This window comes from Pseudomonas sp. B21-017, assembly GCF_024749245.1.
Lineage (GTDB): Bacteria > Pseudomonadota > Gammaproteobacteria > Pseudomonadales > Pseudomonadaceae > Aquipseudomonas.
This window is the reverse complement of sequence record NZ_CP087194.1, coordinates 595,609-608,508: the sequence shown is the minus strand read 5'-3', so window position 1 is coordinate 608,508 and position 12,900 is coordinate 595,609. Positions and strand designations below refer to the sequence as shown.

7 protein-coding genes and 1 pseudogene are annotated in these 12,900 nt (G+C 60.8%); 2 read left to right on the top strand and 6 right to left on the bottom strand.

From position 1 onward, the window contains the following. Positions 1 to 67: 67 nt before the first annotated feature. A complete protein-coding gene (azu, locus tag LOY28_RS02660; protein ID WP_064616027.1) occupies positions 68 to 514 on the bottom strand; it encodes an azurin in 447 nt (148 codons plus the stop codon). 345 nt (positions 515 to 859) lie between these two features. Between azu and LOY28_RS02655 the strand changes: the two genes are divergently transcribed. Further along, entirely contained in the window at positions 860 to 1,447 is a 588-nt protein-coding gene (locus LOY28_RS02655; protein ID WP_018928486.1) for a TIGR00730 family Rossman fold protein, read from the top strand. Between the two features lie 68 nt (positions 1,448 to 1,515). Beyond that, a complete protein-coding gene (locus LOY28_RS02650) occupies positions 1,516 to 1,707 on the top strand; it encodes a hypothetical protein (protein WP_018928487.1) in 192 nt (63 codons plus the stop codon). Positions 1,708 to 1,836: 129 nt separating this feature from the next. On the opposite strand, the gene LOY28_RS02645 is transcribed toward LOY28_RS02650, so the two are convergent. The 5 genes and pseudogenes from LOY28_RS02645 to dnaB all read right to left on the bottom strand — a co-directional run bounded on the left by LOY28_RS02645 (position 1,837) and on the right by dnaB (position 12,883). Beyond that, on the bottom strand, positions 1,837 to 2,727 hold the full coding sequence (locus LOY28_RS02645; protein WP_019582213.1) for a transglutaminase family protein: 891 nt from the start codon (positions 2,725 to 2,727) through the stop codon (positions 1,837 to 1,839). Continuing rightward, the gene (locus tag LOY28_RS02640; RefSeq protein WP_064616026.1) at positions 2,727 to 5,213 is read right to left on the bottom strand and encodes a circularly permuted type 2 ATP-grasp protein; all 2,487 of its coding nucleotides are present in this window, start codon (positions 5,211 to 5,213) and stop codon (positions 2,727 to 2,729) included. The genes LOY28_RS02645 and LOY28_RS02640 overlap by 1 nt, the downstream gene beginning before the upstream one ends. An 88-nt stretch (positions 5,214 to 5,301) precedes the next feature. Beyond that, positions 5,302 to 8,577, bottom strand: a complete 3,276-nt coding sequence (locus LOY28_RS02635; protein ID WP_258613017.1) for a DUF2126 domain-containing protein — start codon at positions 8,575 to 8,577, stop codon at positions 5,302 to 5,304. Between the two features lie 344 nt (positions 8,578 to 8,921). After that, a pseudogene (locus LOY28_RS02630) lies at positions 8,922 to 11,226 on the bottom strand (YgiQ family radical SAM protein). Between the two features lie 259 nt (positions 11,227 to 11,485). After that, positions 11,486 to 12,883: a replicative DNA helicase gene (gene dnaB, locus LOY28_RS02625; protein WP_019650685.1), complete on the bottom strand. Its 1,398-nt coding sequence runs from the start codon at positions 12,881 to 12,883 to the stop codon at positions 11,486 to 11,488. Between the last annotated feature and the right edge of the window lie 17 nt (positions 12,884 to 12,900).

The window sequence follows — 12,900 nt, the reverse complement described above, 5'->3', positions numbered from 1 at the left end:
GTCCCCTGTAGAAATGAGCACAAAAAAAGCGTCCCGGGTGGACGCTTTTTTTATGCGTTTGAATCGATTACTTCAGTGTAACCGTGCCTTTCATCATCGAGATGTGGCCCGGGAACGAGCAGAAGAAGCCGTATTTTTCGGCTGCATTGAGCTTCGACACATCGATGGTCAGAGAGTCCTTTTCGCCAGCGCCGATGACTTTGGTGTGAGCGATGACACGGGTATCACCTTCTTTCAGGTAATTCTTGTCGATGCCAGCCGACAGGCCGTCGGTGGCGATCGGCTGCATGTCAGCCTCTTTGCTGATCACCAGGTTATGGCCCATGACGTTTTTCGGCAGGCTGCCGGAGTGGGTCAGTTCAACGGTGAAGGTCTTGCAGCTTTTGTCGATTTCAATGGCCTTGGTGTTGAAGGACATCTGATCGGTGGAGTCGATGGTCGTTTTGCACTCGGCAGCCATCAATTGGCTGCTGGCCAGTGTCAGCAGGGATACCGCAACAAGTTTGGCAAACATGGTGAATCTCCAAGGCAGGGTTAACAAAAGTGCGAATGGACAGAAGACTGCCTGAAATCTTCGCAAGTTCCTATGACCTGAATCAAAAATTGTATACAACTTTCGGGCTATGACCCCCATCGAAACAATCTACCAGCCAGACGTCTGGGACGGCCCTATCATCAGGGCCATCATTACTCACCTGGAGCGCCTGTCATGTCTTTCAGCAGCTTGTTGAGCAGTTTGTTGGCCGCCTACGCCTGTGGCGCCAGTGGCACTTACGAAACACCTGAACGCGCGGTTTAACCCTTGGAACGATGCGAGCCTGCCTTTACTCTGTGGTCCTGATTGACCATGGAGCAAGGCATGTCTTTAACGTCCGTTTGTGTATTTTGCGGTGCCAGCACCGGCACCAATCCGGCTTATCGTGAGGCGGCTGTCGCCCTGGGGCGAGCATTGGCCGAGCGCAAGCTGACCCTGGTCTATGGCGGGGGCGCCGTCGGGCTGATGGGAATTGTGGCAGATGCCGCACTGGCGGCCGGCGGCGAAGTGATCGGGATCATTCCGCAGAGCCTCAAGGACAAGGAGATCGGCCACAGTGGCCTGACCCGCCTGGAAGTGGTCGACGGCATGCATGCGCGCAAGGCGCGAATGGCCGAGCTCAGCGATGCCTTCATTGCCCTGCCCGGCGGTCTGGGCACGCTGGAAGAGCTGTTCGAAGTCTGGACCTGGGGCCAGCTCGGTTATCACGGCAAACCGCTGGGTTTGCTGGAAGTGAACGGTTTCTACAGCAAGTTGACGTCTTTTCTCGATCATATCGTCGGCGAAGGCTTCGTTCGCGGGCAGCACCGTGACATGCTGCAAATGAGCGAATCACCGCAAACCCTGCTCGATGCACTGGACGCCTGGCAACCCTCGGTACCGCCAAAATGGACCGAGCAAAAACCCAGCTAACGGCTCGGTGCCGATACAGGGCAGAATATGCGCCGCTCAACCTCACCTTCGACCCCAGAGGATCGCCCATGGCTAAACCTAATTATTCCTTCGCCAAACGTCAGAGAGACTTGGCCAAGGAGCAGAAGAAAGAGGAAAAGCTTCAGCGCAAGAAAGCTACAGCTGAAGAAGAAGCAGCAGCACTGAACCCGGATGCAGAAGGTGAAGTGGCGGCAGAAGATGATGTTGAAGCACCGAAAGATCAGGCGCCCGACGCCTGAGACCCTCAGGGCCCGATGATCTGATCAGGCCCACCGGATCTGTGTCCAGGGTCAGCAACGATGTTGCTGGCCCTCACAGGCCAATTTGAAACCCTCCTCCAAAAAACACATTCCCGCATGGGGTCTGCGCTATTCCAATGGCATCACTGTCACCCGAACTTCGGGATCATGGCTGCCACCGCCCAGAATCACCCCGCGCAACGGCGACACATCGGAAAAGTCTCGGCCCCATGCCAGGGTGATGTGCTCCAGCGCCGGTTGCACATTGTTGGTCGGGTCAAAATCCACCCAACCCAGCACCGGGCAAAACACCGACACCCACGCATGCGACGCATCGGCGCCGATCAGCCGCGGCTGGCCCGGTGGGGGCTGTGTCAGCAGATAGCCGCTGATATACCGCGCCGCCAACCCACGGGAGCGCAGGCACGCGAGCATCAAATGCGCGAAGTCCTGGCAAACCCCACGACGCCTCTCCAGCACTTCCACCAACGGCGTCGCCACTTGGGTCGCCTCGGCGTCGAAGGTGAACTCGCTGAAGATCTTCTCCATCAACGCTTGAACACCCAGCAGCAATGGCCGGCCAGCAGGAAAGCAACTTTCGGAGAACTCGACGAAACTGCGTTTCAAATGCACGTAGGGCGATTCGAAGCGGTAACGGCAGGCTTCCAGCAACGCAGGCGAGAGTGGCTGACCGCTGTAGGTCAGCGCGTTGCAGGTCGCTTCCCAGGCCGGCGATTGATTGAAGTCCAGCGACGGCCGTTCCAGCACTTCGACGGTGAGCCGAGCGTTGACCAGCAATTCATCGTGGGGGCGCTCGAACGCCAACCGGGTCAGCGGATTGCCGAACACATCCAGCTCATCCCGGCGTGAAGTCGGCTGGGGACTGATCTGCAACTGCTGTTCGGTGCAGCGCTGCCAGGCACAGGCGCGCGGCCACAGATGCGCCAGTTGCTGGGCCAGGGACACCGGGCTGTCGTAGTGATAATGGGTGTCGTGGAAAATCTGGTAATGGGCACTCATCAGACGGACACCGTGCGCTGGCTGACATCATCGACATGGGCGAAATGGCGCAAGGCCAGGCGATCCGACACCTGTCCGCTGGCATCGGCGATCTCTTGCAGCAGATCCGCCAACCCCTCTATGGCGGCGTGAACACTGGCCTCGCCGAACAGCGAGTTCTCCAGACAGCCCAGATCGAAGTGCGCCAACCGCTCCACCAACTGCAGCAGACCTGTTTCGCGCGGCGCGCCGAAGTCGTCGTTCAAGCGCTTCAACGTACGGGTCACCAGTTTCAACTGGAACAGCACCGCGTGCGGGTTCTGCTCGTCGAGCAGCAACAGGTCGAGCACCGGGATCAATTGCGCCACCGCCAAGTATCGCGAACGGTAGGTGATGCTGCTGTTACCCAGTTCCAGCAGCCATTCCAGCCCGGCCTGATCGAAAGCCCCGGCACCGCGCAAAAACGCCGCCAGACTGCCGCTGAGAAATTGCAGCCGTTCGATCCGCCGACCGATCATCAGGAAACGCCAGCCTTCGTCCCGTGTCATGTCGTCGAGGGCAAAGCCGGACAGCGCCGCCAGCGACATTACCAACCGGTTGAGGAAGTCCAGCAACTCGCCGAAATCCGGCTCTTCGGTTTCCAGCTCCATGGCCTCGCGCTGCAACTCCACCAGCGCTTGCCAGTTCTCTCGCGAGAGCTTGCCGCGTACTTGCGACGCCGCCCACTGCAAACGCTGTAGATTGGAACGCAGGCTGAACGGCCAATCATCGCCGAGCAGCGCCGCCAGCAATCGTTCCGGCAACTCACCCTCCTCCGGCAACAGATTCAGGCGTTCACCGAGATCGACCGCCGCCTCCAGGGCTTGCGGGTCATCGCCATCGACATAGCGCGCGAGCATGACCCGCAGCAGCCGCGCGCTGTCATCGCAGCGCTCGCAATAACGGCCGAACCAGAACAGGTTCTCGACCACCCGCGATGGCAGATACGGATCACGACGTACCAGATCGTGAACGCCAATGTTGCGCTGGGCTTTCCATTGTTCGCCGCTGGGTGGGCGATCGCCCAACACCCAGGTGTCTTTGCTCGCGCCACCGCGTTGCATCGACACCGCTTCGGCATCGGCCTCGGCGGCAACCCGGGTCAGGCCACCGGGCAGCACTCGATAACCCTCCCGACTGGCCACCGCATACACGCGCATGCCGATGGCTCGCGGTTGCAACTGTCCGCCTTCGGCCTGCCAGATCGGCGCCTGGGACAGTTGCGCCAATTCTTGCGCAACATAGGCATAAGGCCGTGCCTGCATGCGCTCAGCCAGAGCCTGGCGCTGTTTTTCACTCAAATCACGCCCAAACACCGGTGCAAAGCTCTGCGACGGAAACGCCGGCTTGATCAACAGTTCCGGCAGTTTTTCCAGGGCCTGGGCCAGCACCGGCGCTTCGCCGCACCACCAAGTTGCGATGGACGGCAGGATCAACTCTTCACCGAACAGGAATTGATTGATTTTCGGCAGGAAGCCCAGCAAACCCGGCGACTCCAGCACACCGCTGCCGAGGGCGTTGGCCACCAGCACCCGGCCCTGACGCACCGCTTCGAGCAGCCCCGGCACGCCAAGGGCCGAGTCGGTGCGCAGCTCCAGCGGGTCGCAGAAATCATCGTCGAGCCGACGCATGATCGCGTGAACCCGGCGCAACCCGCTCAAGGTTTTCAGATAGACCGTGGCATCGCGCACGGTCAGATCACCGCCCTCCACCAGTGGATAACCGAGCTGACGAGCCAGGTACAAGTGCTCGAAATAGCTTTCGTTGAAACGCCCCGGTGTCAGCAGGACCACCAGCGGCGCTTCATCGTCGCTCGGCGCCTGCCGGGCGAGTGTTTCCTGAAGTGTGCGGAAGAACCCGGCCAGGTGCCGCACCTTCAAGTCGCGATACAACTCGGGGAAGGCCCGGGACACGATGGTGCGATTTTCCAGGGCGTAACCGGCACCGGAGGGTGCTTGAGTCCGGTCGGCGGTCACCCACCAGCGACCGTCAGGCGTGCGCGCCAAATCCACGGCATACAGATGCAGAAAGGCCCCGTCGGGCGGTGCGATGCCCTGGCAAGGCCAGAGGAAGTTGTTATGACCGAACACCAGTTCAGCCGGCAGCAGGCCTTCGGCGATCAAGCGTTGAGGACCGTACAGGTCCGCCAGCACAGCATTGAGCAAACGCGCCCGTTGAGCGATCCCGGCCGAAAGCTGCTGCCACTCATCGGCTGCAATCACATGAGGCAACAAATCCAGCTCCCATGGCCGATCAGCGCCCTTGGGGTCGGCGTAGACGTTGTAGGTCACGCCGTTTTCCTGAATCTGTCGGGTCAGCAGCGCCTGACGCTGCACCAGTTGCGCTGGCGTGCTGCGTTGCAATTGATCGAACAGCCGCCGCCAGTGCGGGCGCACGGCGCCGCTGTTGTCGAGCAGTTCGTGATAGGTGCCCGCAGTCAACGGGTAGCAGTCAAGCAGGTCAGGCATGGAAAGCTCGTCAGACAGCAAAGAACGGTCAGACTAACGCAGGCTCATGACGCCCGGATAGACGAAAAATCCGAGCGTCGCGTACGGTTTAAAAGCGTCGCAAATCGAGTGTCATCGGCAGCTCGTCGTTGATTTCCAGTTTCGGTACAGGAAGTTTCCCAGGCGTGTGTCCGATGCGGAAGAAACGCGCCATCCGCCGGCTCTCGGCTTCATTGGCGTTCACCGGCAGGCTGTCGTAGTTGCGCCCGCCCGGATGGGCGACGTGGTACTGACAACCACCCAGCGAACGCCCCATCCAGGTGTCGAGCAAGTCGAACACCAGCGGTGCGTGGACCGGGATAGTCGGTTGCAGACAGTTGTACGGTTGCCAGGCACGGAAACGTACACCGGCGACGAACTCGCCGACCCGACCGGTAGGTTGCAACGGCACCGGGATGCCATTGCAGGTCAGCAGATAACGTTGCGGCGGCAACCCCGTCAGCTTGACCTGCAAACGTTCCAGGGACGAATCCACATAACGCACCGTACCGCCCGCGCTGCCCTCTTCGCCCAACACATGCCAGGGCTCCAGCGCCTGACGCAATTCCAGTTCGATACCGCTGACGGCGTAGTCGCCGACCTTGGGAAAACGGAACTCCAGATGCGCCGCGAACCACTCTGCCTGCACCGGATAACCGGCGGCATTCAGGTCGACGATTACATCGGCGAAATCCTGCTCGATAAAGTGCGGCAGCAAGAACCGGTCGTGCAGTTCGGTGCCCCAGCGCGCCAGTTTCGGCGGTGCATAAGGCTCGCGCCAGAACCGCGCCACCAGCGCCCGCAACAACAACTGCTGAGCCAGGCTCATGCGCGCATGGGGCGGCATTTCAAAGGCTCGCAGTTCCAGCAAGCCAAGGCGTCCGGTGGCGCCATCCGGTGAATAGAGTTTGTCGATGCAGAACTCGGCGCGGTGGGTGTTGCCGGTCACGTCGATCAGCAAATTGCGCAACAAGCGATCCACCAGCCATGGTGGGCATTCTTCGCCCGGCTCCGGCATCTGGGCGAAGGCGATTTCCAGTTCATACAGCGAATCGTTGCGCGCTTCGTCCACCCGCGGTGCCTGGGATGTCGGGCCGATGAACAGCCCGGAAAACAGGTAGGACAAGGACGGGTGGTTATGCCAGTAGCTGATCAGGCTGCGCAGCAGGTCGGGACGGCGCAGAAACGGTGAGTCAGCCGGGGTCGCGCCCCCCAGGACGAAATGGTTACCGCCGCCGGTGCCGGTGTGCCGGCCGTCGATCATGAATTTCTCGGTGGTCAGCCGGGTCTGGCGCGCCTCTTCGTAAAGAAACTCGGTACGTTCCACCAACTCGTCCCAGGTAGCGGACGGCTGGACGTTGACCTCGATCACGCCCGGATCCGGGGTAATGCGAAAGTTGCTCAGACGCGGATCGCTCGGCGGTTCATAGCCTTCCAGCAATACCGGGCAATGCAGTTCCTCGGCGGTGGCTTCGATGGCGGCGACCAGTTCCAGGTAGTCCTCGACCCGCTCCAGTGGCGGCATGAACAGGTACAACCGACCTTCACGTGCTTCGGCGCAGAACGCGGTGCGGGTCAGCCAGTCGGCGGACTGGTCGATCTCGGGCACACGTTCGTCGGCCGTTTTCGGTTGAACGTGATTCCGTAGCTGGTCGGTGTCCGGCAGCTCCGGGAAATCCTGATTCGGGTCCGTGGGGTGAATGAACGGGTACTCCGCGGCTTTCACCCAAGGCTGCGAACCGAGCGGCAAACGATAACCCAGTGGCGAATCCCCCGGCACCAACCGGCAGTGTTCCTCGCGCAGGTACCAGCGACCGCTCTGCCATTGATCGCCCTTGGCAGTACGCGCCAGCGGCAGGACCTGACCGATGACCTTGTCCAGGCCTTGGCTGAAGACTTTGCGCAGGCGCGCACGCTCCAGAGGTTCTTCCAGGCGTGAGTCTTCGGCACTGACGTTTTGCGGTAAAGCGCCTTCGCGCCAGAGGTAATAGAAATTGTCTTCGTAGGCCGGGAACACGAAGCGTGTCGGAATTTTCAAGCGTTCGGCGACACTCGCCAGGAAACGCCCGGCCAGTTCGCCATCGGCGCCGTAGTCTTCCCGCTCGTCGGCAATCAGCGCGCTGTTATGCCAGATCGGCACGCCATCGCGGCGCCAATAGCAGTTCAGCGACCAGCGCGGCAGTTGCTCGCCGGGGTACCACTTGCCTTGACCGAAATGTACCAGGCCCTTGGGCGCGTAATGCTTGCGCATGCGCTGGAACAGTTCGGCTGACAGCCGACGCTTGTCTGGCCCGAGCGCGGCGGTGTTCCACTCGGCGCCGTCCGGGTCATCAATGGAAACGAACGTCGGCTCGCCGCCCATGGTCAGGCGCACGTCACCTTCGAGCAAATCAGCATCGATCTGCCGGCCCAATGCCTGAATCGCCAGCCATTGGTCTTCGGTGTAGGGTTTGGTAACCCTCGGCGCTTCCCAAATCCGCTCGACCGACATTTCGTGGGTGAATTCGCACTCGCACGGTTCCACCAAACCACTGATCGGTGCCGCAGAGGATGGGTCGGGACTGCACGCCAACGGAATGTGTCCTTCACCGGCAAACAACCCCGAGGTCGCGTCCAGGCCGATCCAGCCTGCACCGGGCAAATAGACTTCGCACCAGGCATGCAGGTCAGTGAAATCCACTTCGGTGCCCGAGGGACCGTCGAGGCTTTTGACGTCGGCGGTCAGCTGGATCAGATAACCGGAGACGAATCGCGCCGCCAGGCCGAGGTTGCGCAGCAATTGCACCAGTAGCCACGCCGAGTCGCGGCAAGAGCCGGAGGCCTGTTCGAGGGTGTATTCCGGGGTCTGTACGCCCGGCTCCATACGAATCAGGTAACCGATGTCTTCGCTCAGGCGCTGGTTGATCGCGACGAGGAAATCCACGCTGGGCAGCGGCGTGCGGTCGATGCCGTCCAGATAGGCCTTGAATGTCGGCGTCAGCGGCAAGGTTTCCAGGTACGGCGCCAGCTCTTTGCGCTCATCCGCTGCATAGGCGAAAGGGATCTTCTCGGCGTAGGGCTCGAGGAAGAAGTCGAAGGGATTGAAGACTGCCATCTCGGCCAGCAGGTCGACCTCGATCCTCAGTTCATCGGTTTTCTCCGGGAACACCAACCGCGCCAGGTAATTGCCCTGAGGGTCTTGTTGCCAGTTGATGAAATGCTGCTCGGGCGAGACTTTCAGCGCATAGGACAGTATCCGCGTGCGGCTGTGGGCAGCCGGGCGCAGGCGAACGATCTGCGGACCGAGCTCGACGGCGCGGTCGTAGCGGTAATGCGTGACGTGATGCAATGCGACATGAATCGACACGGCGTGCCTCCTGCGAGCCTTAAACTTATAGGAAAGCGCGCAAGACTTATGCCAGCCAGCGGCGTTGGCGCTTTCTCCAATTGCTTGAGGCAGTACAGCACCAAAATCGGGCGATGCGGAAAATTGGTTTGGCGCAGTTGCACGCAAATGTGGCGAGGACGTGAATGTACGCGGTCTCTGTGGTGAGGGAGCTTGCTCCCGCTGGGGCGTGCAGCGGCCCTAAAAAGCTGACGACTGCTTTGCAGCCGAACGGGAGCAAGCTCCCTCGCCACAATGAGATTCGTTGTTCCTGAAACGCAGAACGCCAACCCGGAGGTTGGCGTTCTGTTCAGCTCAAGCGACGTTTAGCGCGGCACGACCGGCTTGCGCGCAGGCTTCGGCCCCTTGCCTTTAGCCGCGTCCTTGCGCTCCTTGGCTGCCTGCTGGTTGCGGGCGAATGCCGCCGCCTTGGCCTGTTCACGCTTGTCCCACGGGTTACCGCCATCGCTGGCACGCGGTGGCAGGCCGGTGTGCTGGGTCAGGATCTTGGTGGTCGTTTCCTTGGCCACTTTGTGGCTGCCAGCCGGCGTCGAGTTCTTGCGACGGGCGCTCTGGTAGCTGTCGGTCGCTGGCTGATGCAACGGGATCAACTGGTTCTTGCCCGGCCCGATCAGGTCGGCGCGGCCCATGCGGGTCAGCGCTTCACGCAGCATCGGCCAGCCTTTCGGGTCGTGATAACGCAAGAACGCTTTGTGCAGGCGACGCTGCTCTTCGCTCTTGACGATAGTCACGCCGTCGCTCTTGTAAGTGACCTTGCGCAGCGGGTTCTTGCCCGAGTGGTACATCGCGGTGGCGGTGGCCATCGGCGACGGGTAGAACGCCTGCACCTGGTCGGCACGGAAACCGTTGCCCTTGAGCCACAGGGCCAGATTCATCATGTCTTCGTCGGTGGTGCCCGGGTGAGCGGCGATGAAGTACGGAATCAGGTACTGCTCTTTCCCGGCTTCCTTGGTGTACTTCTCGAACATGCGCTTGAACTTGTCATAGCTGCCGATGCCCGGTTTCATCATCTGGTTGAGCGGACCTTCCTCGGTGTGTTCCGGGGCGATCTTCAGGTAACCACCGACGTGGTGGGTCACCAGCTCCTTGACGTACTCCGGCGACTCGACCGCGAGGTCGTAGCGCAGGCCGGAGGCGATCAGGATCTTCTTCACGCCCGGCAAGGCCCGGGCGCTGCGATAGAGCTGGATCAGCGACGAGTGATCGGTGTTGAGGTTCGGGCAAATGCCTGGGAACACGCATGAAGGCTTGCGGCACGCGGATTCGATTTCCGGGGTCTTGCAGGCGATGCGGTACATGTTCGCGGTCGGGCCGCCGAGGTCGGAAATGACGCCGGTGAAACCCGGAACCTTGTCGCGGATCTCTTCGATTTCGCGAATGATCGACTCTTCGGAACGGTTCTGGATGATCCGGCCTTCGTGCTCGGTGATCGAGCAGAAGGTGCAGCCGCCGAAGCAGCCACGCATGATGTTCACCGAGAAACGAATCATCTCGTAGGCCGGGATCTTTTCCTTGCCGTACGCCGGGTGCGGAACGCGCGCGTAAGGCATGCCGAACACGTAGTCCATTTCTTCGGTGGTCATCGGAATCGGCGGCGGGTTGAACCAGACGTCTACCTCGCCGTGCTTTTGCACCAGAGCGCGGGCGTTGCCCGGATTGGTTTCCAGGTGCAGCACGCGGTTGGCGTGAGCGTAAAGCACCGCATCGCCACGGACTTTTTCAACCGACGGCAGACGAATGACGGTCTTGTCGCGAGTCATTTTCGGGCTGGCCAGGATCTGTACGACCTTAGCCTCGCCAGGGTCTTCAACCGGCCCCTTTTCCTGCTCGATGGCGCAGGCGGCGGTGTCCTGGGTGTTGACGTACGGGTTGATGATCTTGTCGATCTTGCCCGGACGGTCGATGCGCGTGGAATCGACTTCGTACCAGCCTTGCGGCGTATCACGGCGGATGAACGCGGTGCCGCGCACATCGGTGATGTCTTCGATCTTGTGGCCGTAGGACAGGCGCTGGGCGACTTCGACGATCGCACGCTCGGCGTTGCCGTAGAGCAGGATGTCGGCGCAGGCGTCGATCAGGATCGAGTTACGCACCCGATCCTGCCAGTAATCGTAGTGGGCGATGCGGCGCAGGGAGGCTTCGATGCCGCCGAGCACAATCGGCACGTGCTTATAGGCTTCCTTGCAGCGCTGGCTGTAAACCAGGCTCGCGCGGTCCGGACGTTTGCCTGCCAGGCCACCGGGAGTGTAGGCGTCGTCGGAACGGATTTTCTTGTCGGCGGTATAACGGTTGATCATCGAGTCCATGTTGCCGGCCGCGACACCGAAAAAACAGGTTCGGCTCGCCGAGCTTCATGAAGTCGTCTTTGGACTGCCAGTTCGGCTGCGCGATGATCCCGACGCGGAAGCCCTGGGCCTCCAGCAGCCGGCCGATGATCGCCATGCCGAACGACGGATGGTCGACGTAGGCATCACCGGTGACGATGATGATGTCGCAGGAATCCCAGCCGAGCTGATCCATCTCCTCCCTGCTCATGGGCAGGAATGGCGCTGGCCCGAAACATTCGGCCCAGTACTTGGGATAGTCAAATAACGGCTTGGCTGCTTGCATGTCGATAACCGGTGTTGGCTTTCATTGAATTTCGCGGGCGCGGAATATAGCACAAATTTTGACCAATTCCGACGGCTATGGTCGGAAATCAGCGAGCGATATACGCAACCCCTGTGGCGAGGGAGCTAGCTCCCGCTCGACTGCGAAGCAGTCGCAACATATGCAAATACGGTGCACCTGAAACAGGATGACTCAGGTTTTGGGGTTGCTACGCAACCCGGCGGGAGCAAGCTCCCTCGCCACAAAGTCCCCGCGCAGGTTATTCATCGTCGTCGAAGTTGTAGCTACCCGGCGCCAGGTTTTCAAATCGGGTGTATTTGCCGATGAAGGCCAGGCGGATAAAGCCGATCGGGCCGTTCCGCTGCTTGCCGATGATGATTTCGGCAATGCCTTTGTGTTCGGTTTCCGGGTGATACACCTCGTCCCGGTAAACGAACATGATCACGTCGGCGTCCTGCTCGATCGCTCCCGATTCCCGCAAGTCGGAGTTCACCGGGCGCTTGTTCGGGCGTTGTTCCAGGGAACGGTTGAGCTGGGACAGTGCCACCACCGGGCAGTTGAATTCCTTGGCCAGGGCTTTCAGGGACCGGGAGATCTCGGAAATCTCGTTGGTCCGGTTGTCACCACTGGACCCCGGGATCTGCATCAGTTGCAGGTAGTCGATCATGATCAGACCGATCTCACCGTGCTCACGCACCAGACGACGGGTCCGGGCACGCATTTCCGAGGGGCTGATACCCGCCGTGTCGTCGATGAACAACTTGCGATCATTGAGCAGGTTGACCGCCGACGTCAGGCGTGGCCAGTCGTCGTCTTCCAGGCGACCGGCCCGGACCTTGGTCTGGTCGATACGACCGAGGGACGACAGCATACGCATGATCAGCGATTCGCCTGGCATCTCGAGGGAGTAAACCAGGACAGCCTTCTCGCTGCGCAGCACGGCGTTTTCCACCAGGTTCATCGCAAAGGTGGTTTTACCCATGGACGGACGGCCGGCGACGATGATCAGGTCGGCCGGTTGCAGGCCACTGGTCTTCTCGTCGAGGTCGGTGTAACCGGTGGACAGGCCGGTGATCGAGTTGTCGGTGTTGAACAAGGTGTCGATGCGGTCGATGGCCTTGGTCAGCAGGTCGTTGACGCTGACCGGGCCGCCGGTTTTCGGACGAGCCTCGGCAATCTGGAAGATCTGCCGTTCGGCCTCGTCGAGAATCTCGGCGGCGGTGCGGCCTTCAGGGTTGAAAGCGCTGTCGGCGATTTCGGTACTGATGCCGATCAACTGGCGCAGGGTTGCCCGCTCGCGAACGATCTGGGCATAGGCCTTGATGTTGGCGACGGACGGCGTGTTTTTTGCCAGTTCGCCAAGGTAACCGAGACCGCCGACCTGGGACGTCTGACCTTCCTTGTCCAATTGCTCGGCCAGGGTCACGACGTCGATTGGCTGGTTCTGGTCCGCCAGTTTGGCGATGGCCCGGAAGATCAGGCGGTGGTCATGCCGATAGAAATCGCCGTCGGAGACTTGATCGAGCACGCGTTCCCAGGCGTTGTTGTCCAGCATCAACCCACCGAGCACGGCCTGTTCGGCCTCGATGGAATGCGGCGGCACCTTCAGGGCAGCGGTTTGCAGATCGTATTGCTCGGGAGCGGAGATATCGTTCATGGCCACTTGGTTTATTC

What these genes read in the sequence shown, in the direction of transcription:
- LOY28_RS02650 (WP_018928487.1), top strand. Translation starts at nt 1,516, where the DNA reads ATGGCTAAACCTAATTATTCCTTCGCCAAACGTCAGAGAGACTTGGCC.
- LOY28_RS02645 (WP_019582213.1), bottom strand. Translation starts at nt 2,727, where the DNA reads ATGAGTGCCCATTACCAGATTTTCCACGACACCCATTATCACTACGAC.
- LOY28_RS02655 (WP_018928486.1), top strand. Translation starts at nt 860, where the DNA reads ATGTCTTTAACGTCCGTTTGTGTATTTTGCGGTGCCAGCACCGGCACC.
- dnaB (WP_019650685.1), bottom strand. Translation starts at nt 12,883, where the DNA reads ATGAACGATATCTCCGCTCCCGAGCAATACGATCTGCAAACCGCTGCC.
- LOY28_RS02640 (WP_064616026.1), bottom strand. Translation starts at nt 5,213, where the DNA reads ATGCCTGACCTGCTTGACTGCTACCCGTTGACTGCGGGCACCTATCAC.
- azu (WP_064616027.1), bottom strand. Translation starts at nt 514, where the DNA reads ATGTTTGCCAAACTTGTTGCGGTATCCCTGCTGACACTGGCCAGCAGC.